Raw genomic sequence first — 21,074 nt, 5'->3', positions numbered from 1 at the left:
GGCTACCACACCAGTATCTGCAAACTTGGCTTCACCGCTGGGCGAATACCGTTGTCGTCGCTCAGGGTTTGCCGGGCGCCGGTCAGCGGGTCCAGCAGTTCTGCGTGTTTGATGCCGGGCAGGCTAATGCTGCTGCCTTTGGCGCTCCAATACATCAGCAGGTGTTTTCCGTCAGGGCGGGTCCAGGCCACGCTGTAGAAGCTGTCCGGTACATCCTGCAACTGCGGCGTGTTGCCGGGTTTAAGCGTGGGGCCGGTAATCTCCAGGAAGCGGGCGAGGGCGGTGTATACCGGCTTGGGTTCGCCATCAAGGTTCAACAGGCCGTAATGCTGGTCGCGTGGCGAGGCGCGTTGGTCGAGGTCGGACAGCGCGAACAGGAAAATCTTCTGGTAGTCCTGGGACGCCATCAACGCCAGGCGGCGCAAGGTGTAGTCGGCCTGCCCGTCGATACCGATCAAGTCCTGCATCTCCTTGGGGCCGGCGTAGCTGGACCAGCCCCACTCGGTGGCCCATACGTTCTTGATCCCGGCGCCGTGCAGCATTGAGTTGAGTTGATCACCGCGCAGCAGCACTTCGTTCTTGCCCGGCTCATCGGTTTCCGGGGTCATCGAATAAGGGTGATAGGCCGCGACCATGCCCAGGTTTTGCACACCCAGCGCGCCGAGTGCTTCAAACATCAGGGTTTTGCCACGCGGCGGCATTTGGCTGTAGTACGCCATGCCGCCCATGACCTGCAGTTTGCCGGGCGCGGCAAGGTTCAGCGCCTGGTGACTGGCCAATAACAATTGCCCGTACTCCTTGGCGTCGACTTTGGGGCGCCAGTTGTTCGGCAGGTTCTGCTCGTTCCACACCTGCCAGGCATCAATAGTGGGGTAGCGTTTGGCCAGAAGTGCCAGGCGCAACGCATACACTTCCGGATCCCGCGGTCGGTACTGATCCTGGAACTGCGCACCCTTGGGGGCGGTGGTGATAAAGGGCGCCGAGCCCACCAGGTAAAACACCGAGCGGATTTTTTCAGCGGTCAGGGTGCGGTCCAGTTCATCGAAGGTGTTGAGCTGATAACCGTCTTCTTTGGGTTCCAGGCGATCCCAGTGCAGGTCGACCCGCACCCATTGCAATCCAAGCTTTTTATACTGCTTGATCTGCTTGTGGTACTGCTCGGGTGTGAACCACAGAAAGTGTGCGTTTACGCCGAGAAAGTCCTTCCAGACGACGGTGCGCTCCGGGGCCAGGTTCACCGGCTGCGCATCGACTTTTTCACTCAACAGCAGGGCGCTACCGACGGCGATTGACAGCGCCAGCGGCAAGTAGCGCCACAGTGGGCGAACGGATGACAGGTTCATCGCAACGGCTCCTCACAAGCATCCCGAAATAATTCAGCAAACCGCTGGGCCGTGTTGGCCCACTGGCGTTGGTGGCCGATTTCTCCAGCCCGGGCGGCCCATTGCTGCGCCTGTTGCGGGTCAAGGATCAATCGGCTCAAGGCGTTGCTCAAGGACGCTGTATCGCCCTGCTGATAGGTGATGCCATTACCGCCAGCCACCTCTTCGGCAAAGGCGCGGGCGTTGGAGGTGATCACCCCGCGCCCGCATGCATTGGCCCACGACAGCGCGCCACTGGTGCCGCGCATTTGCCCTAGGAAACTGAGTTTTTTCGATTCGCGATAGGGCAGCACCATCACGTGGTGCGCCTGGATCGTAGAAGGGATCTGCGCCGATGGCAGGTCCAGTTGCCAGTCCACCACATCCTCAAGATGCAGGGCGCTGATCTGCTCGCGCAGGCCATCAAGGTAGTTGCCGGCGGGGTCAAAGGTCATTTCCGGCGCGGTGCCACCGGCCAGGGTCAGGCGTACCTGGCTTCGGCATTGCGGGTGGGCGGCCAGTGACTGGGCCAGGGCCTGGAGCAGGTCTTCAATGCCCTTGCCACGGTAGATAAAACCGAAATACAACAGGCGCAGTGGCGCCAATGGCGGCAACGCCTGGGGCACGATGGGCAGGTTGCCATGGGCAATCACCGCCACCTGTTGCGGGCGCAGGCCCATGCGCTGGCGCAGGCAGTCGCCGCCCAGGCGGGTGAGGGTGATCAGGCGGCGCATGCCTTTGGCCAGGCGCCGCTCTTCGTGCAAGGTCAACGGGTCGGCCAGCAGCGCCGCCGCCTGGGGCAGCGGATGGGGCAGGCGTTCAAGCAGGGTCAAGGGGAAAAACAGCTTGGCCCGGCGCCAGATCAGGCGCTCCGGGTCATGCACCGTGGCGGTCAACGGCAGGTGCGGTTGCGCCCGGCGCAGGTACTCCAGCGCCTGGAACTCACCGAAGCGCCCACCCCCCAGTTCGGCATGCACCAGGTCCACGCCGCGCCAGTCAAAGGCCTGCAGGCGCTTCAACTGTTCAGGCAATTCCAGGCAGCCGGCGAGCGGGGTCTCCACCTCCAGCCCCTGTTCGATCAACGCATGGCGCAGATGCGCGGCGTAATCGGCGATCCCGGTCTGCTCCGGTGGCAGCGGCGCCAGCAGTGCGATACGCATCAGGCCGCCCCGCGCCAGCTGTTGAGTCGTGCCAGCACCTTGGCCGGCACTTCGAAGCGACGGCGGTTGAGGATCATGCCGTCGACTTTGCCGAACGCAGTGGTCAGCAACGACACGGCATTTTCGATCGTCGGTACGGTGCTGGTGCGGGCCTCGATCACCAGTACGATCTGGTCAGCGCGGCGCAGCGTCAGGAAGGCCTGCGGGTTGGAGGACAGCGCCGAGGCGTCCAGCAGCAACACCTCACCCGGCGTTGGCGCGCTCGCCCCATCGACCGAGACGCGGTGACCACGTTCCTCCAGCAGACGCTTGAATTGCGAGGCGATAAAGGTCACACCCTCGCCATGGCGCGCCGAGGTCAGGCCCAGGGCAAAACCTTCGGCGGCAATGCGATCCAGGGGCAGCAGGCTGTACAATCGATAAAGGCTGGCGGTGACGGCTGCCGGCGTTGCGTCTTGCACATCGGGAATGCTGCTCCATAGCGGCACATGGAACATCTCCTGCAAGCGCGTGCCATCGTGGATGCGCTGGTCCAGCAGGTACAGCACATAGATGGTCAGCAAGCCCACGGCCACGCCGGCGGGAATGGCGAACAACAGCATCAGCAGGCTCTTGGGAAACACGCGGGCCGGGTTGAGGGTGGCGTGTTCGATCAGGGCGATGTTGCTGATCTGGCTGTTGTCCAGTTCGTGGTCGATTCGCGCCTGTTCAAGATTGTCCGAGTACAATGCATAGCTCTTTTCGGCCGTGCGCAGTTGTTGGCTCAGGGTGTTGAGTTGCGGTTCATCGGTCATCGCCTGGTCACGCTGGGCGCGCAGTTCGGCAAGGGTCTTGTCGTAGTTCTCGATTTCCCCGGCCAGTTTGCGCTCTTGCAACTGGGCGTCGATCATTTGCTGTTTAACGTTGATCACCAGGCTGTTGGGCGCGGTGTTCTGCGAGCGTTCCAGGCGTGTAGCTTCCTGGGCGCTGAGGGCTTCCATGTCGCGGATGTTCTGTTCGATCTGATTGACCTGCGGCGTGCCCGGCAGGTAAGTGCGCAGCAGCCGAGCCCGCTCCACTTGCAGCGCATTGAGCTGGCGCTTGAGGTCGAGCTGGGTGGGGTTGAGGCTGGTTTCGCGCATCGTGACCACGTCTGCCGGCTGGCTCTTGATCTGCTGGCTGGCGTTGGCCAGGAGGCTGCGAATCCCCGATATCTGGTTCTGTGCGCTGACCTTGGCATCGGTGACGCGGTCGATCTGGTTGGTCAGGTTCTTCAGGCGTGCATCGACACTGATCGAGTCGATCTGCTTCAAGCGGCCTTGCAACTGATCTTTCAGACTCTGGATGTTCTCTGCCACCTTGGCGCGTTCGGTTTCATAGAAGGTGTGCAGGCTCTTGCGCCCGAGAATTCGTGCACGCTCTTCAAGGTAGGCATTGACCCATTCCTCGACGATTTTTTGCGCCACCGCCGGATCGTCCCAGGTGAAGGAAATCTCGATCACCGAAGAACCCGGCTCGTGACCGGCGGTAAAGTTCTTCTCCAGTGAGGTCGCCAGGCGCTCCAGCGGGCTTTGTTTCTCGGCAAGGCCGACGAACTGCAGCACACTACGAATGCCATTGATGACTTCGCCCACGCCCTTTTTGATGTAGAACTTGGTGACCTTCCAGAAGCCTTGCGGCGGTTCGGCGGTCATCGCCATATAGCGTTCGGCAACGATATGCACGATGGGCCGGCCGGTGAGCATTTTTTCTTCGTCGACAATCGGGTCGTGCTGGGTGCTCGGGGCAATCAGCGTCTGACGGTTGGCGGCTTCGATCGGCAACGTGGTGTTGTCCCGGCCCGGCTTGACCAGCAAGCGCGCGTCCGACTCGTAGCGAGCCGGCAACAGGAAGGCACCCAGCACGGCAACGACGATCGTGGTGATCACGGCCAGTTTGAATTCGCGGCGGTAGATAAAAAACAGCCGCAGCAGGTCGCGAAGAGAGCGGATTTCGATCACAGGATCACTCCATTGGATAGATGTTGTTCGTCGAATGAAATCGGCGTGCTCAAGTGATACAAAGCCTGCGTCATAATCATTGTGGAGGGTTGATATAGGTATCGCCGGACTTGTTACCATTGAGCTGATAGTTCAAGCCCAGTCCAACCCCTTTGCTAACCGGAAACAGCTTGGTGAAATACATATCCACAGCCTCCACCGTCGCGCCGATGCCCGACTGCGGCACAAAGATCAAATCGCCGCGCTGCAACGCCACCCGCGGGTGATTGGGGTTGGTCAGCATGCTTTCCAGGCTGATGAAGTACGTCCTGTACTTGCCGTCGGGCCCGGTACGCAGCAAGGCCACGTTGGAGGCATCCGCCGAGGGCAATACACCACCGGAGCTGAGCAGCGCCTGCTCGACGCTGACGTTGCCGGCCAGGTCGAAAAACGCCGGGTTGGACACCGCGCCGCCGATAAACACCTTGTTGCTCGGTGCGCTGGCGATGTTCACCGTCACCGCAGGTTCGCGGTAGATGCGCTTATACTTCTCGGTGATCTCCTTGCCCAGGTCTTCGGGCGTGCGCAAGGCCGCCTTGACCCGGCCAATGTTGGGCACCGAGATCACGCCGTCGGGGCGCACCACGAACACCGTCATGTCATCGGCCGCCGCCGGTTCCTGGGCATCACGCACGATACGCAGCGAGTCGCCGCTCTGGATCAGCACCTGCGGCGGTGGCAGGTCGGCCAGGGTCAGCGCCGCTTGATGGCCGGCCTTGAGCGTAGTGTTGTCAGGAAGCGGCACCCGCGCGGGGGTCGAACAACCGGCCAGCCAGATTGAGGTGCTCAAAAGGCCGAGCAGGGTAAGACGGAAACGTCGGTTGATAGTCTTCATGACGGCTCAAGTCCAGTAGGTGGAAAACATGCCCAGGCGCCGTTTAAGCGCGTTGGGCAGGTGGCGTTCAAGGTGGCCGAGGCGATAGCCCAGCAATTTAAAGGCACTGCGCACCACCACTTCGGGGGCGCGATACAGCGCGTTGGCCTCGCGCAATGCGTGCAGTTCGGCCAGCACATAACGTTTGCCTTCGCCGCCGGCGTCGCCAAACGCCTGGCGAATCCACGGTTCGCGGCCGTAGAACACACCGATATCGAAGTAGCGGCGAAACTCTTCCAGCAAGCGGTAATCGTGGGAGTGATACACCTGCGCGCTCGCGGCATAGCGCACCTGGTAACCGGCCAGCAGCATGCGCGCGGCCACATAGGCGTCTTCACTGCCAATCACATCCCGGGGGAAACCGCCCACCGCGCTCAGGGCGCTGCGCCGGTACACCGAAAACGAGTCAGAGCTGAAGCAGGTCTTGATGCCCAGTTGCGCTGCATCGTCCAGGCGCTTGGTGCGGCTGGCCGCCGGGTAATTGAAGTGCCGCGACTGCGCGCCGAGCACGCCGGCGCCGGGGTGCGGCAGCTGCCGTCCATAGGCCACGCCATTGAGCGGCTCCAGTTGCAGCTCGCTGATCAGGTTGGCGAAGGTCTCGGCGGTGGCGGGAATCGCGTCCTGGGTCATCACGATCAAGGCGTCGCCGCCCACCTGTTCACTGGCCCAGCGCCGGGTGCCGCCGTGGTTGAAGTCGCGGGCATCAATCACCTCCACACGTGCGCCAAACTCGCGAAAGCGCGCCACGGTGTCATCGCTCGATGCGCTGTCGACCACCAGCATCTCGTCCGGTTGCAACGTCTGCATGCGCAGCGCTGGCAACAGGCGGTCCAGGTGACTGGCCGCGTTGCGGGTGGGGATGATCAATGACGTACGCATCAGGGCTTCACTTCAACCGGCGCGCGGCCGTAGATGTCGTCATATCGCACGATGTCGTCTTCACCCAGGTACTCACCGCTCTGTACCTCGATCATCACCAGGTCGATGATGCCGGGGTTGGTCAGGCGGTGCTTGTGCCCGGCGGGAATGTAGGTGGACTCGTTCATGTTGAGCAGGATCTCGCGTTCGCCATTGGTGATCATCGCTGCGCCGCTGACCACTACCCAATGCTCGCTGCGGTGATGGTGCATTTGCAGGGACAGCGAGCCCTTGGGCTTGACCACGATGCGCTTGATTTTGAACCGCGTGCTTTCCTCCAGCACCGTGTAGGTGCCCCAAGGCCGGGTGACGGTGCGGTGCAGGCTGAACGCCGGGTGATTCTGGCGCTTGAGTTCGGCAACGATATGCCGCACGTCCTGGCTGCGATGGGCGTCGGCGATCAGCAGGGCGTCCGGGGTGTCGACGATGATCAGGTCGCGCACGCCCACCGCACCGAGTACCCGCTTGGGCGAATCGATGTAGCAGTTATGTACGTCGTGCAGGATCGCCTCGCCATTGATCTGGTTGCCATTGTCGTCACTGGGCGTGAGTTGGCGCAGGGCTTCCCAGGAGCCGATATCGCTCCAGCCAATGTCGCAGGGCACGACCGCAACCTGGGCGGATTTTTCCATCAGCGCCACATCAATGGAGATATCCGGCGCGGTGCCGAAACCTTCAGGGCTCAGTTCGCGCTGGCGGCTGCTGCTGTTTTGCAGGCTCTGGCTGTGCTCCAGTGCAGCCTTGGCCGCCTCCAGAACCGCCGGGGCGTGGCTGGCCAATTCTTCCAGCAGGGTGGCTGCCTTGAAGCAGAACATGCCGGCATTCCACAGGTGCTTGCCGCCGTCCAGGTAGCCTTGGGCGGTGGCTTGGTCGGGCTTTTCGACAAAGCGCTGCACCCGAAACCCAGCGCCCAGTGCCGGCCCTTGTTCGATATAGCCAAAGCCGGTTTCTGCTCGGTCAGGCTGGATGCCAAAGGTCACCAGGTAACCGGCCTCGGCCAACGCGCGGGCTTTTTCCACCGCCTGGGCAAAGGCGCCTTCATCGAGGACCAGATGATCGGCCGGCATCACCAGCAACTGCGCGTCTGCGCCGAAATGCTCCTGCACATGCAACGCAGCCACGGCGATGGCGGCGGCGGTGTTGCGGCCAAACGGCTCCAGCAGCAGGTCGAGGCCCAGGCGCTGGGTGTTCACCGCGCGGTAGTCGTCCAGGGTGCGAAACAGCAGGTCGCGGTTGGTCACGGTCAGGATGCTGTCGACGCCCGGCAAGTGACTGGCCCGCAGGAAGGTCTTCTGCAACAGGCTCTGGTCGTCGCGCATGCGCATGAACGGCTTGGGCATGTTCTGCCGCGAAACCGGCCACAGCCGCGTACCCGAACCACCGGAGATGATGCACGGGATCAATCCGTTAAGTGGGTTCATCAATAGACTTCCTTGGTGGAAAGAACGGCCGGGACCGTCATGAAAACGATGTAGAGGTCCAGCCACACGGACCATTTGGCGATGTATTCCAGGTCGTATTCGACCCGTTTCTGAATCTTGAACAGCGTGTCGGTCTCGCCGCGGTAACCATTGATCTGCGCCCAGCCGGTGATGCCAGGCTTGACCCGATGGCGCGAGCTGTATTCGCTGACCGCTTGCTCGAAAGGAATCCCGGCCGCCTTGGTGGCCGTGGCGTGGGGGCGCGGGCCGACCATCGACATATTGCCCAGCAGTACGTTGAACAGCTGGGGCAGCTCATCGATGCTGGTCTTGCGGATGATCCTGCCGACCCGGGTAATGCGCGGGTCCTGGCGCGTGGTCTGGTTTTCGGCGTTGAGGTCGGTCTGTTCGACGTACATCGAGCGGAACTTGAATACCCGGATCAGGTTGTCGTTGTAGCCAAAGCGCTTCTGGCGAAACAGCACCGGGCCCTTGGAATCGAGTTTGATCGCGATGGCGGTCACCAGCATCACCGGCGACAGCAGCAGCAGGCCGATGCTGGCCAGCAGCAGGTCTTCACAACGCTTGATAAAGGGCGACCAGCCCCGCAGTGGCAACTGCGAGGTGTTGAACATCAGGATGCCGCCCACATCGGTGATGCGGTTATGGCCGTAGCGCAGGGCGGCCATATCCGGCACCAGCATGACGTTCACCGACATCTGCCGCAGGCGCTTGACCAACCCGTTGATGCGCTGCTCGGCAGCCCAGGGCAGGGTGATCATCACCTGGTTGACCTGTTCGGAGCGGATCAGCTTTTCCAGATCGCGGGTATTGCCCAGCAACGGCAGGCGGCTCAATTCCTTGGGAATGCGCTCGGTACGGTCGTCGATAAAACCGATCAGGCCGGAGCGGATGTCACTGTTGCGCGACAGGTGTTCAGCCACATGCACGGCCGTGTCGGTAAAGCCCAGGATCACGGTGCGCTGGAGGAATTTGCCGTTATCCATCAGATGGCGGTACAGGCGCAGCATCAATATCCGCTCCACGCCAAACAGCACCAGGCTCATGGAAAACCAGGCCGCCAGGTTGCGTGGGCTCAACTGTGGGAACAGCAGCAGGATCTGGTACATGAACAGCAGGATGCAAAACGCCGAGACCCAGGCCACCAGCATCACGCGAAAACGCAGGCGGTTGCTGAACAGATCCTCGGAGTACACCCCCAGAGCCTGGAACAGAATGATGGTCAGGAGCGCAAAAAACACCAGCAGGCCCAGGTAGTGGTTGCGCATGTGCTCGGCGACGGGGTCCGGGTAGAACAACAGAATAATGGCCGGCACCACAGCCGTAAGGCCGTGGATCAGTTTCACGAAAACGACAAAAAACTCAACGAAACCGGGACGAGTCAGAAACAGGCTATCGACCGACGATTTACCGCGCATAAATCAGATCCTCAATACACCACCAGAACGTTCCTATTCGTTTGCTCATCCATAAGGCAGCTTTGCTTTACAAGTGGTGCAAATCGAACAACTGCTGTTGCTGGGTAATACGTAATGCCTGTTCAGACGCAGGAATTTACGGAGTGATGGCTAAATAGTGGCTCTCTTGAGGGTCCGTGTCAATGTTTTGGCTTTTTGGCCTTTGCCGTCAATGGCTCTCGTAAGGCCTCCATGATATGACGATTAATTGACATAAGAGGGGACGCTTTCAGAAAAATCGAGAATTGATGCTGGCTTTTTGGAGTGTAGGAACAAACGTAGGGATTTGCCTGGCAGCGAAAAAAAGCTTTCTGACGATGGCAGGAAGGGGAAGTTGTAGGAGCGAGCATGCTCGCTCCTACAGGAGGGGCAGTGCCTAGAAGTTGCCTTTGAGGCTCAGGGTCAGGTTGCGCGGCTCTCCATAGAGATTACCCCAGCCTGAGGTGCCCACGGTCTGGTAGTAATTTTTATCGAACAGGTTGTTGCCATTGAGCGCCACGGTCCAGGTGTCATCCACCTGATACGCCAGGCGTGCATTCCACAACGCATACCCGGCCTGTTCCAGTTTGATGGTTTGCAGCCGGTAGTTGCTGCTTTGGGCGTTGACCCCTGCGCCGACTGTCCATTTCGACAGCGCACCGTCCAACTGGTAGTCGCCCCACAAGCGCAGCATATGCCGTGGCACGTAAGTGTTGGACACCGCGCCTTCGGCTGCGCTGTCGATGTTCTTCAGGTTCTTGGTTTGCGTGTAGGTATAGCCGCCAAACACTTGCAGGCGCTCGATCAATTCGCCGCTCAGCTCGGCCTCGACCCCTTGGGCGCGAACTTTGCCCGTGTCGGTGTAGCAGTAGCCGTCGGAGGAGCTGCCGCAGCGGGTCTCGAAATCGGTTTGGGCGGCGTTTTTTTCGATGGCGCGAAACAGCGCCAGGGAGCTGTTCAGGCGCCCGTCAAACCATTCGCCCTTGATGCCCAACTCATAGTTCTCACCCATTTTCGGCTTGAGGGCCGAACCGCTGACCGTAGCGTAGGAGCTTTGTGGCTGGAAGATATCGGCGTAGCTGGTGTACACCGAAAGGTTGTCATTGAGGTCGTAGATCAGCGCGGCGAACGGCGTGACCACCCCGGTTTCCTTGGTGCGTGCATCCTGGTCGGTCCACTCGCCCCAGGCCAGGTTCAGGGACTTACGGCGGTTTTCATACCAACTGACGCGACTGCCCAAAACCAGCATCAAAGGTTCGGCCAGACGCAGGCGCAAGGTGGCGTAGGCACCGTATTGAGTGGCGGTTTCCTTGACCGTGCCGCCACGGTACATGTTGGGCCAGAAGGTGTCGTCGGCAGGTTCCGGGAAGTGGTGGTTGGGGTTGAAGACGCTTTGGCGCTGGGGCAGGTTGCGGATCGCATAGACATCGTCCTGAGTGCCACGGCTGCCATTGGCGCCGAGGATCAACTCATGTTGCAGGCCAAAGGCTTCGAATTGACCATCGATGTAGGCGTCCAGGCCGTAGTCTTTGTGATCGTAGTCCAGCAAGGCTGCATAGCTGGTGAGCGTGGGGGCCGGGTTACCATAGTCCACGGTGCTTTCGCTGGCGGCGTATTTGATGTCTTGCAGGTTGCGGCTATGCACGGCGCTGACTTTGAGCTTCCAGTCGTCGTTGAAGTGATGGGTCAGATCGGCGAACAGCGTGGTGCGCTGGCTTTGCCAATCGTTCCAGGCCTGGCCCAGGCATGTGGAGCGGCTCAGGCCGAGGCTTTTGCCGTCACGATAACGCGGCAGGCCGCTCCAGCACGGCGTGGAGTCGACATCCTCATAGCTGGCCCCGAAGCCCAGGGTGGTGTCAGGGCTGACATCCATGTCCAGGGCCGCGTAAAACGCCTGGTCCTGACGCTTGGCAAGGTCCATGTACGAGCCACGATTCTGTTGGCTAACCGCCGCGCGGCCACGCACCGTGCCGCTGTCGTTCAATGGGCCGCCGGTGTCGAATTCGGCGTGATAGTTATCCCAGGTGCCCGCCGAGAGGCCAAGGCTGGTGGTGGGCTTGTCCTGGGGCCGTTTGCGTACGAAGTTCACCGCACCACTGGCGGTGCCGGCGCCCTTGAGCATGCCAGCAGCGCCCTTGAGGACTTCCACCCGATCATAGATCGCCATGTTCGCGCTGAAACTGTCGGCCTGTACGTAGTCCTTGCCGATATCCAGTGGCACGCCGTCGAATTGGTATTGGCCGAGCATCTTGAAGCCCCGGGAGTAAAAATACTTGCCGCCCATGGGTGATTCGTAGCTGGTGATGCCTGGGGTGCGCTCCAGCAATTGGTCGATGGTGGTGATGTTCTGGTCATCCATCAGCTTGCGGGTCATCACACTCACCGATTGCGGCGTGCGTCGCAGGCTGTGTTCGCCCTTGCCGATGGTCACGGCGCCGGTGGTGTAGGAGCCGGTGCCTTCGGTGGTGGCGCCCAAACGATCACCGGTGATGGTGGTGGCGCCCAGGTTCAGCGTCGAGCCGGCTTGCTGCTGGGGTAGCAGTAACCAAGCGTTCTGGCCCTGGCTTTGCGCCTGCAAACCCTGGCCCTGAAGTAACCGGTTCAGGGCCTGTTGTGGGGCCAGGGTGCCGCTCAGCCCCGGGCTGCTTTTGCCTGCCACGCTGCCAGCGTCATACGACAGGCTGATACCGGCCTGCCGCGCAAACTGATCAAGGGCGCCCGCCAGCGGCCCAGGCGCAATATTCCAGGCGCGGGCCTGGCGCTCGCTGCCGGGCTCCTGGGCACTTGCGGTATACGGCAAGGCGCTGGCCGCCACGCACGCGCCAAGGAGGGTGGCATTGAGGGCGTGTCTGAGGGGTGAACGTTTGGAGGGGAACGCTTGCATGACCGCGGGATGCTCCTGAAGGAAGTGGACAACACGGGCCTGTTGATCGGCCTCTCCTTACAGGTCGAATGGCAATGAGAATTCACCTCATTTATTTTGCAAGGTCACACGCGAGCGGAGACGGTCACCCAGTAACGGCTACGGTAGGTCACATCGATAGCCAGCGATTGCGCCACCAACTTGAGCACCAGGTCGGTGTCGTCCAGTTGGTAAGTGCCCGACACCCGCAGCCCCGCCACGGCTTCGCTGCAACGCAGCAACCCATTGCGATAGCGGCCCAGCTCGGCCAGGAAGTCCTCCAGACGCATATTGTGGGCGCTGATCACGCCGTCACTCCAGGCCCAAGGGTCCAGGCCGTTGTTGGGGGACGGGCGGATACCGCTACGGTTGAACACTACCTGTTCGCCAGGCTTGATCACTTGGCGTGCCGTGCCGTCATGGCGGTCGGCAAACACCGCCACCGCACCCTGCTGCACGGCCAGCAGGGTGCCTTGGGGTTCTTCGCGCACTAGCAAGCGTGTGCCCAGGGCGCGTAGGTAACCGTCGTGGGTATGCACCCATAGCGGACGGCGGTCGACGCCGGTATTGATCAATATTTCACCCTGGCGCAGGTTCACCAGCCGTTGTTCGGCGCTGGAGGTAATGTCGACGGCGCTGGCGCTGTTGAGCTGGACTTTGCTGCCATCCTCCAATGCTACCCAGCGCCGCTCGCCAGTGGCGGTGCGGTAGTCCGCCATCAAGGCGGGCAGGGGCGTGTAGTCGCGGCCCAGCCAGGCTAAACCTGCGGCGCCGGCAAACAGCCCGAGCATTTTCAGGCCTTCACGACGGCTGATGTGCTGGCGTGCGCCGTCGAGTGCATGGCGACTGACATGCGCCGGCAAGTGGTTGAAATCATCATTCAGGGTGGCGACCCGTTGCCAGGCCTGCTGATGCGCCTCGCTGGTCTGCAGCCACTGCTCAAAGGCCGCGGTGCTGGCGTCGTCGGCGGTGTTGTAGCGCAGCTTGATCATCCACTGGATGGCCTGGTCGACCAGGCGCGAGTCAGGAGTCGGCATAGCGCAACCGGTAACAGGCGTGCAGCGCCTTGGACAGGTCGCGCTCCACTGTGGCCTTGGACACGCCCAGGCGCAGGGCGATCTGTGGGCAGGTCAGGCCGTCCAATTGGGCCAACAGAAACGCCTCGCGCACCCGTGGCTTGAGCTGGTCGAGCAAACGGTCGATGCGCTCCAGGCTGTCGAGGATCAGCAGCCGTGTTTCCTCGCTCGGCACCTCCATTTGCGCAAAGTGCGCCAAGCTTTCCAGGTAGGCGCGTTCCAGTTCGCGGCGCCGGTATTGGTCGATCATCAAGCTGCGCGCGATGCTGCTCAGGTACGCGCGCGGCTGCTGCAAGGTCTGTTGCTGACGCGCGTTGAGCAGGCGCACGAAGGTGTCCTGCGCGAGGTCGGCGGCGCGCTCATGGCAACCCGTGCGCCGGCTCAACCAGCCCCGCAGCCAGGAATGGTGGGCTTGGTAAAGCTGGCCGATGGCAGCAAGGTCCAGTGGGTGATTGCTCGACATGGTCATCCTGGCGCAGCAGGCTTAATTGATAATGTTTCGCATTCTAGACGTTGGTTGTGGCATTCAGCAATCACTCGGTTCGCTGCGTGAGCAATGTATCCAGCACAATTTTTTGTAGCGCCTGCCAGCGCCGATTAATCTGGATTTTTTCCCAGCGGACGGTTCGACCATGATCAGCCTCGTCACACTTGGTGTTTTTTCCGGCGCTGTGTTGCTGTTGTTGCTGTCACCGGGGCCGAACATGGCATTTGTCATCAGTCAGGGCGTCACCCATGGCTGGCGCGGCGGCGTTGCTTCGGCCCTGGGCATTGGCGTGGCCGACCTGTTGCTGACAGCGTTGACCGCCATGGGGGTGACGGCGTTGGTCGCCAGCTGGCCGCCGGCATTCGACCTGATCCGTTATGCAGGCGTGATTTACCTGCTGTGGCTGGCCTTCAAAACCTTGCAAAAACGCCCCGGCCTGGACACCGCTCGCGTCGGTCGCGTGGCGTTGGGCCGAGTGTTTCTGCAAGCCATACTCAACAGTTTGCTCAACCCCAAGGCGTTGTTGTTTTTCATGGTGTTCCTGCCACAGTTTGTGCGGCCCGAGGCGGGGCCCATCGCCTTGCAACTGATGGTGCTGGGCGGCGTGCTGACGTTGATCGCGAGCGTGTTTCACATGCTATTGGGCCTGTTTGGCGGGGCGCTCAGCCGCTTCTTCGCCAAGCGCACCAAAAGCGCCTGGCTGCAGAAGTGGGGCTTGGCAACGGTGCTGACGGCGTTGGCCGTGCGCTTGGCGGTGATGTCGCGTCCTGCCTGAATGACAGGCGGGAAGCCAAGCAAGTTTCTTGTGGCGGGGGAGCTTGCTCCCGCAACGGCCCGACAGCCAATGCTCATCTACCAGACACCCCGCAATCCAACTGTGGGAGCTGGCTTGCCTGCGATGACGGCATGCCAGCCGACGCCTATCTACTTGGCACCCCGCAATCAAACTGTGGGAGCGGGCTTGCTCGCAAAGGCGGCCTAACAGGCGACGCAGTTATACCGAGAGCATATCCATTCCTGCGGTAACGGCTACTTAGGGTTCCGCCCTGACGGCGGCTCACTTTCGAAAAGCGCGAAAGTAAGCAAAGCGCTCTTGCCCCACCACTCGGCACCTCGCTTAGGCTCGGTGTGCCCTTAATCCGCCAGTGATTTGGGGGGCCGCCGCCACGCGCCATCCATGGCGCGGGGCGGCTAAACCGGCATCCCTGCCGGTTTACCCCCCAAATCCCTGTCGAATTCCGGCCAGCGTGGTTTAACGGGGCGCCTAAGATCAAAAGCAGATCAAGATCAAGATCAAGAGCGGCTCGCTTCGCATCGTGGTTACAGTCGGCTACAACCGGACAGGCCGTTTAGCACCGAAAGAATCGCAAGAAGTTTCGTACAGCAGCCTAGGACTCACCTTGCGTCCAGGCGCTGAAGCCGGTTTTTTCCCACAACCCTTTAAGGTTGCTGCTAAGAATGGTCATCACTAGTCTTGCCCAGTCGCTGCCAATTCAGCGACCGGACGTGAGAAATCCGAACTACTCCATTGGCGCAAAAGCGCTCACCGTATACAGTGCACGCGCTTTTCGGCTCGCTGTTATGGCGGCTGTGCGCGGGCACGCTTCGGCGTGGCCAAGCTCCTGGGGTCTTGGTTTTCTCACTCCGCGTACAGCTGCCACCTTCAGTTCGTGAGAAAAACTCGGTGGTAGTCCATTACTCTCAGGAACTACATCATGATCAAAGACAGCCCCAATCCTCCTTCAGATTCAAACCTGCTCTTCACCCTCCATCCCAACCTCGACACCGAAACCCTGCTGGTCAATGCCTCTCAGGATCTGGACTCCATCAATGCCATTGCGGCGCACCTGGCCTTTGAGGTTGAAGGTTCGCAGCGCAGTGTAGTGCTGGGGATTTGCCGAATGGTGGAGGGCGTTCAGTTGCTGGTTGATCGGGTAGTAGAGGGAGGCGGCGAGACGCGAGCGCAGTAACGGCGATGCCCGTCAGTTAAGAAGCAGCGCTGTACTGTGGCGAGGGAGCTTGTCGAGGCGTCGAACCGTCCCGCCGGACTGCGTAGCAGTCCCATTCTTCTCGAACCAAGAACGGGGCCGCTTCGCGCCCCAGCGGGAGCAAGCTCCCTCGCCACGAATAAACATTCACCCCAACCGCGCAGCTGCCCGCGCAACAATCTCCCCGCGCACTCTGCGTGACTCCACCGTGCGCTTGTTGGCTTCCTCCAGCACATGCCTGGGCGCCGTCTCCGGGCGGCCTGAGTCAAACGGTGGGGCTGGCGCGTATTCGATCTGCAGTTGCACCAGTTGCGCCGCCGCTTCGCTGTACAACTCCGCGGCCAGAGTCAGGGCAAAGTCGATGCCGGCGGTGATCCCGCCGCCGGTAAACAGGTTGCCGTCACGCACCACACGTTCCTGTACGGGAATAGCACCGAGCGGGGCGAGCAGGTGGTGGTAGGCCCAATGGGTGGTGGCCTTGCGACCGCGCAGTAACCCTGCCGCGCCCAATACCAATGAACCGGTGCACACCGAGGTCATGTAGCGCACTGTCTGTGCCTGGGCCTTGAGGAAGTCCAGGGTTTGCGGGTCTTCCATCAAAGGGCCCACACCGGCGCCGCCGGGTACGCAGAGCACATCCAGGTTCGGGCAGTCGGCATAAGTGATGGTCGGCGTGAACACCAAGCCCGTGCTGGAGGTGATCGGCGCGAGGTCTTTCCACACCAGGTGCAGTTTCACGTCTGGCAGCGAACCGAGGACATCATAGGGGCCGGTAAGGTCCAGTTGCTGGATGCCGGGGAACAATAGAAAACCGAACTGCAAGGTCATGGTTCAAGCTCCGAAAAGGAATGGACGTCCTCACTGTAGAAGCCTAGGCTTTGGCGAATACGCCATTGAGCCCACTAATCTCGCCAATCATGCCAAAAATTATTCATGTACTCGCGTTTGAGAATGCCCAGGTGCTCGATGTCACCGGGCCTCTACAAGTGTTCGCATCGGCTAACGATCTCGCGCGCCAACGTGGTTTGCCATTGCCCTACGCGGTCAACGTCATTGCTACTCAGGCTGGGCCGGTAATGACGTCGGCCGGCCTGGCGCTGCTGGCCGAGCCGCTGCCCGCCATTGACCAGCCCTGCGACACGCTGGTGATCGCCGGTGGCTGGGGTGTGTACGGTGTTGCCGAGGACCCGACGCTGGTGCAATGGGTGCGTGATAAATCCCTGCACACCCGGCGCATGGCCTCGGTCTGCACCGGGGCTTTTCTGCTGGCCGCCAGTGGTCTGCTTGATGGTTGCCGCGTGGCCACGCACTGGACGCGCTGTGAAGAACTGGCGCGCAAGTTCCCTGCACTCACGGTGGAGGCCAATCCGATTTTCATCCAGCAGGGCGCGGTGTGGACGTCTGCTGGCGTGACCGCCGGGATCGACCTGTGCCTGGCCCTGGTAGAGGATGACCTGGGGCGTGCGATTGCCCTGGAGGTGGCGCGCCACTTGGTGGTGTTCCTCAAGCGCCCTGGCGGTCAGTCGCAATTCAGCGTGACGTTATCCCTGCAAAAGAGCGACAGCCGCTTCGCCGAGCTGCATGCCTGGATCGCCGATAACCTGACGCTGGATTTGAGCATCGCCACCCTGGCAGCCCAGGCTGGCATGAGCGAGCGCAGCTTTGTACGCCATTACCGCACCGAGACTGGCCAAACACCGGCGCGGGCCGTGGAACTGATTCGCGTCGAAAACGCACGCCGGCAACTGGCAGACAGCACGACCTCCATCAAACGTATCGCCATGCAATGCGGTTTTGGCTGTGAAGAGACTTTGCGCCGCAGCTTTCTGCGGGCCTTGTCAGTGACGCCCCAGGCTTATCGAGAGCGTTTTTCACCGCTCCAGTAGTTCCAGCAGTGCTTCAAGCGTGACCTGCGGCGCTTCCTGGAAAACATTATGACCCACGCCGGGCAACACCTGCCGGCGATAAAAGCCGCTGAAGTGCTCCACATCGTCATCCACAAGCGGCGGCGGGCCCACACCGTCATCGGCCCCACACAACGAAATGCTCGGTACCGATATCGCCGGTTGGGGCACCAGCGCCTGCTCGATGTATTCCAGCGCGGGATCACCCGGCGCATACATAAAGCGATGGCGATAGGAATGAATCACCACCTCGACAAAATCCGGGTTATCAAACGACGGCGCGGTCAGGGCGTAGCGGCTTGGCCCTTCGGCCCAGGACGGTGACCACAGCGTCCAGAGCAATTGGCAGAGTTCACGCCGGTTGGCCGTCAAGCCGTCGACCCCGCGCTGGGTGTGAAAGTAGTACTGATACCAGAGCCGGTGCTCTGTCTCAGGCGGCCGGGGTTTGAGCGACTGGCTGATGGCCTGGATGTTGTAGCCATCGCCGGTCACCAGCCCGCGCACCCGCTGTGGCCATAGCGCCGCGACAATACAGGCGGCGCGCCCACCCCAGTCAAAGCCGGCGAGGGTGGCTTGCGGGATCGACAATGCATTCATGAAGTCGAGCAAATCCTTGGCCAGCGCCGCCTGTTGGCCGGAGCGCATCACTTGCGTGTTGATAAATCGCGTCGGGCCATAACCGCGTAAATACGGGACCAATACCCGATAACCACGTTCAGCCAGCACCGGCGCGATGTCGTCGTAGCCCCGTGGGTCGTAAGGGAAGCCATGCAACAGGATCACCGGTTCGCCATCGATGGGGCCGTGGGTTTCGTAAGCCACATCAAGTAGAGTTGTGCGCACATACAGCAGCGGGGCAGGGGACGTCACGGTTGCCATACGGTTTTCTCCCCGCTGAGTTTGCGGTCCAGGAACGTTGCCGCACTGATCAATGCCAAGTGGCTCAAGGCCTGGGGCGTGTTACCCAAGTGCCGGGCCTGGCTGTCGAACTCTTCGGCGTACAACCCCAGCGGGTTGGCGTAACGCAGCAACTGCTCGAACTCCAGATGGGCTTTTTCGACTTGCCCGGCGCGCGCGAGGCATTCGACGTACCAGAACGAGCAGGCGGCAAACGCGCCTTCGACGCCTTGCAGCCCATCGATCTGGCTGTCGTCATTGCGGTAGCGGTAGACCATGCCGTCGCGCACCAGGCTTTTCTGGATCGCTTCCAGCGTCGCCAGCCAGCGCGGGTCGGTGGCTGCAACGAAGCGCACCAGCGGCATCAACAGCATCGAGCCGTCCAGCGCCGTACTGCCGATATGCTGGACGAAATGCCCGCGTTCTTCGTTCCAGAAGTTGCTCCAGATGTCGGCGTAGATCGCCTGGCGCGTCTGGTCCCAGCGTGCGAACGGGGCCGGCAGCGAACGTTTGGAGGCCAGGCGAATGGCACGGTCCAGGGCCACCCAGCACATCAGGCGTGAATGCAGGAAGTGGTGCTGCTCACCGCGCATTTCCCAGATGCCTACGTCTTTGCGGTTCCAGATCTCACACACTTGGTCGACCACTTCCACCGTGTGTTTCCAGCCTTGGTGGGAGATGGCTTCGCCGTACTTGTTCACCAGATAGACCGCGTCCATCAGTTCGCCATAGATATCCAGCTGGATCTGATCGAACGCCTCATTGCCCACCCGTACCGGTTGGGCGCCGCCGTGGCCGCTCAAGTGGTCGAGGGTGGTTTCCGGCAGTTCCTGGCGACCGTCGATGCCGTACAGGATGTTGATCTTGGTCGGCTGGCCGCAGCAGTCGCTGACCCGACCCCTGAGCCAGCGCATATAGGCGTTGGCTTCCTCGACGAAACCCAGGCGCATGAACGCATAGACGGTGAACGACGCATCGCGGATCCAGGTATAGCGGTAGTCCCAGTTGCGTTCGCCGCCGGGCGTTTCCGGCAGCCCGAACGTGGCCGCGGCGATAATGGCGCCGTGTTTGCGCGAGGTCAGCAGTTTCAGCGCCAGTGCCGAGCGGTTGACCATCTCGCGCCAGCGCCCGCGGTAGTTGGACTGGCTGATCCAACCGCGCCAGAACTTCAAGGTGCGCTCCAGGTAGAGGTCAGTACAGTCGTTGGTGACGCGCGCATCCTCCTGGCCACCGAGGACAAATTCGGCGCCTTCATCCTGGGCGAGGGTAAAGGTGGCGATGGCGGTGTTGTCTTGGAGGGTCAGCGACTGGCTGCCGGTCAGGCGCAGGCCGGGTTGGCCGTTGGCGGTGAACACGACACTGGCAGCCTCGGCCTTCGCCTCGGTAGCGGCCCGGGCATAGTCGTGGCGCACGGCGCAGCTTAAGTGGATAGTCGCCTTGCCACTGACCACCCGTACCCGCCTGATCAGCAAAGGCAGTTCATCGACGTTTTCGCTGACGGTCAGCAGGTCGGTGATCTCCACCACCGCTTCATCGCTCAGCCAGCGGGTCTGCAGCACGTTGGTGTCGGGCAGGTAGATCTGCTCGCGGCGGGCGTTGGGCAGGTCCGGGGTAAGCTGAAATGTGCCGGCCTCGGGCGTGTCGAGCAATGCGCAAAACACCGACGGGCTGTCAAATTCCGGCCAGCAGAAGAAGTCGATGCTGCCGCGGTCGTTCACCAGTGCCGCGCTGCGCATGTCGCCAATGATCCCGTGGGCATCAATGGCGCTTTGAGGTTCGTTCTTGAAATCAACCATTGCCACGAAACTCCGGGTAGAGGCTCATACCGCCATCGATGAACAAGGTGCTGCCAACCACATAATCAGAGGCATCGCTGGCCAGCCACACCACGGCGTTGGCCACGTCTTGGACGTCACCGACACGACCATAGGGAATCAATTTAAGCAGCTCTTGTTCTGCCGCGCCTTCGGTGGCCGCGCGGTTGATCGCCGTGCGAATCGCCCCTGGCGCAATGCCATTGATACGGATGCGCTGTTCGCTGACTTCCTGGGCGAGGGTGCGCATCAGCATCTCCACGCCGCCCTTGGACGCGGCGTAATTCACATGCCCGGCCCAGGGGATGACTTGATGCACCGAACTCATATGGATGATTTTGCCGGCCGCCCGTGACACACCTTCGCGAACGCCCTGGCGATTGAAGATACGCACCGCCGCCCTAGCGCACAGGAACTGCCCGGTGAGGTTGACGCCAATCACCGTGTTCCAATCCTCAAGGGTCATGTCGACCAGATTGGCATCTTTTTGCAGGCCGGAGTTGGCCACCAGAATATCCAGATGGCCGAAGGCGTCGAGGGTTTGGGCGAACAGGCGTTCGACATCGGCCTCCTTGGACACATCGCCGCCAATCGCAAGCGCTCGGCCGCCGTTGGCATTGATCTGCGCGGCGAGAGCCTCAGCCGGTGCCGCCTGGGAGTTGTAGTTAAGCACCACCGCGGCGCCCGCTGCGGCCAAGGCTTTGGCCGCGCCCGCGCCAATGCCGGAACTGGCCCCGGTGACCAGGGCCACTTGTTGCTGCAAGGAAATCTGCATCGCCCACCCACCGTTTTATGAG

General features: G+C 61.4%; 17 protein-coding genes. 3 read left to right on the top strand and 14 right to left on the bottom strand.

Going from position 1 to position 21,074, the window contains the following annotated elements; all coding sequences use genetic code 11:
• Positions 1 to 2: 2 nt before the first annotated feature.
• The 10 genes from BT199_RS25430 to BT199_RS25385 all read right to left on the bottom strand — a co-directional run bounded on the left by BT199_RS25430 (position 3) and on the right by BT199_RS25385 (position 13,650).
• Complete coding sequence (locus tag BT199_RS25430; RefSeq protein WP_019818726.1) at positions 3 to 1,343, bottom strand: glycoside hydrolase 5 family protein; 1,341 nt, start codon at positions 1,341 to 1,343, stop codon at positions 3 to 5.
• Positions 1,340 to 2,521, bottom strand: a complete 1,182-nt coding sequence (locus tag BT199_RS25425; RefSeq protein WP_072435702.1) for a glycosyltransferase — start codon at positions 2,519 to 2,521, stop codon at positions 1,340 to 1,342. The genes BT199_RS25430 and BT199_RS25425 overlap by 4 nt, the downstream gene beginning before the upstream one ends.
• The gene (locus BT199_RS25420) at positions 2,521 to 4,500 is read right to left on the bottom strand and encodes an exopolysaccharide transport family protein (RefSeq protein WP_072435701.1); all 1,980 of its coding nucleotides are present in this window, start codon (positions 4,498 to 4,500) and stop codon (positions 2,521 to 2,523) included. Before BT199_RS25420 ends, BT199_RS25425 begins: the two co-directional genes overlap by 1 nt.
• Before the next feature lie 76 nt (positions 4,501 to 4,576).
• A complete protein-coding gene (locus BT199_RS25415; RefSeq protein WP_072435700.1) occupies positions 4,577 to 5,374 on the bottom strand; it encodes a polysaccharide biosynthesis/export family protein in 798 nt (265 codons plus the stop codon).
• 6 nt (positions 5,375 to 5,380) lie between these two features.
• On the bottom strand, positions 5,381 to 6,292 hold the full coding sequence (locus BT199_RS25410; RefSeq protein WP_014717839.1) for a glycosyltransferase family 2 protein: 912 nt from the start codon (positions 6,290 to 6,292) through the stop codon (positions 5,381 to 5,383).
• Complete coding sequence (locus BT199_RS25405; protein ID WP_014717840.1) at positions 6,292 to 7,752, bottom strand: mannose-1-phosphate guanylyltransferase/mannose-6-phosphate isomerase; 1,461 nt, start codon at positions 7,750 to 7,752, stop codon at positions 6,292 to 6,294. The genes BT199_RS25410 and BT199_RS25405 overlap by 1 nt, the downstream gene beginning before the upstream one ends.
• Positions 7,752 to 9,191, bottom strand: a complete 1,440-nt coding sequence (locus BT199_RS25400; RefSeq protein WP_014717841.1) for an undecaprenyl-phosphate glucose phosphotransferase — start codon at positions 9,189 to 9,191, stop codon at positions 7,752 to 7,754. The genes BT199_RS25405 and BT199_RS25400 overlap by 1 nt, the downstream gene beginning before the upstream one ends.
• A 415-nt stretch (positions 9,192 to 9,606) precedes the next feature.
• A complete protein-coding gene (locus BT199_RS25395; RefSeq protein WP_072435699.1) occupies positions 9,607 to 12,093 on the bottom strand; it encodes a TonB-dependent siderophore receptor in 2,487 nt (828 codons plus the stop codon).
• Between the two features lie 104 nt (positions 12,094 to 12,197).
• Complete coding sequence (locus BT199_RS25390) at positions 12,198 to 13,148, bottom strand: FecR domain-containing protein (protein WP_072435698.1); 951 nt, start codon at positions 13,146 to 13,148, stop codon at positions 12,198 to 12,200.
• Positions 13,135 to 13,650 (bottom strand): sigma-70 family RNA polymerase sigma factor, encoded by a 516-nt coding sequence (locus tag BT199_RS25385; protein ID WP_014717844.1) that lies wholly within the window; start codon positions 13,648 to 13,650, stop codon positions 13,135 to 13,137. Before BT199_RS25385 ends, BT199_RS25390 begins: the two co-directional genes overlap by 14 nt.
• Positions 13,651 to 13,819: 169 nt before the next feature.
• Between BT199_RS25385 and BT199_RS25380 the strand changes: the two genes are divergently transcribed.
• Positions 13,820 to 14,449: a LysE family translocator gene (locus tag BT199_RS25380; RefSeq protein WP_072435697.1), complete on the top strand. Its 630-nt coding sequence runs from the start codon at positions 13,820 to 13,822 to the stop codon at positions 14,447 to 14,449.
• 940 nt (positions 14,450 to 15,389) lie between these two features.
• Positions 15,390 to 15,644: a DUF6124 family protein gene (locus tag BT199_RS25370; protein WP_019818714.1), complete on the top strand. Its 255-nt coding sequence runs from the start codon at positions 15,390 to 15,392 to the stop codon at positions 15,642 to 15,644.
• A 165-nt stretch (positions 15,645 to 15,809) separates the two neighbouring features.
• Here the strand turns inward: BT199_RS25370 and BT199_RS25365 are convergent, their stop codons facing one another.
• On the bottom strand, positions 15,810 to 16,490 hold the full coding sequence (locus BT199_RS25365; RefSeq protein ID WP_072435695.1) for a DJ-1/PfpI family protein: 681 nt from the start codon (positions 16,488 to 16,490) through the stop codon (positions 15,810 to 15,812).
• 89 nt (positions 16,491 to 16,579) lie between these two features.
• Here BT199_RS25365 and BT199_RS25360 point away from each other — a divergent pair, with 89 nt between their 5' ends.
• Entirely contained in the window at positions 16,580 to 17,548 is a 969-nt protein-coding gene (locus BT199_RS25360) for a GlxA family transcriptional regulator (RefSeq protein ID WP_014717847.1), read from the top strand.
• Here the strand turns inward: BT199_RS25360 and BT199_RS25355 are convergent.
• The 3 genes from BT199_RS25355 to BT199_RS25345 are packed head-to-tail and all read right to left on the bottom strand — an operon-like array spanning position 17,534 to position 21,052.
• Entirely contained in the window at positions 17,534 to 18,445 is a 912-nt protein-coding gene (locus BT199_RS25355; protein WP_072435694.1) for an alpha/beta fold hydrolase, read from the bottom strand. The two genes, BT199_RS25360 and BT199_RS25355, sit on opposite strands and share 15 nt — an antisense overlap.
• Complete coding sequence (locus tag BT199_RS25350) at positions 18,433 to 20,259, bottom strand: glycoside hydrolase family 15 protein (protein ID WP_019818710.1); 1,827 nt, start codon at positions 20,257 to 20,259, stop codon at positions 18,433 to 18,435. The genes BT199_RS25355 and BT199_RS25350 overlap by 13 nt, the downstream gene beginning before the upstream one ends.
• A complete protein-coding gene (locus BT199_RS25345) occupies positions 20,252 to 21,052 on the bottom strand; it encodes a glucose 1-dehydrogenase (protein WP_072435693.1) in 801 nt (266 codons plus the stop codon). Before BT199_RS25345 ends, BT199_RS25350 begins: the two co-directional genes overlap by 8 nt.
• Positions 21,053 to 21,074 lie beyond the last annotated feature (22 nt).

It is taken from the genome of Pseudomonas sp. NFR02 (assembly GCF_900119375.1).
Lineage (GTDB): Bacteria > Pseudomonadota > Gammaproteobacteria > Pseudomonadales > Pseudomonadaceae > Aquipseudomonas > Aquipseudomonas paracarnis.
The sequence above is the reverse complement of the archived record's forward strand: the minus strand, read 5'-3'. Positions and strand labels throughout refer to the sequence as shown.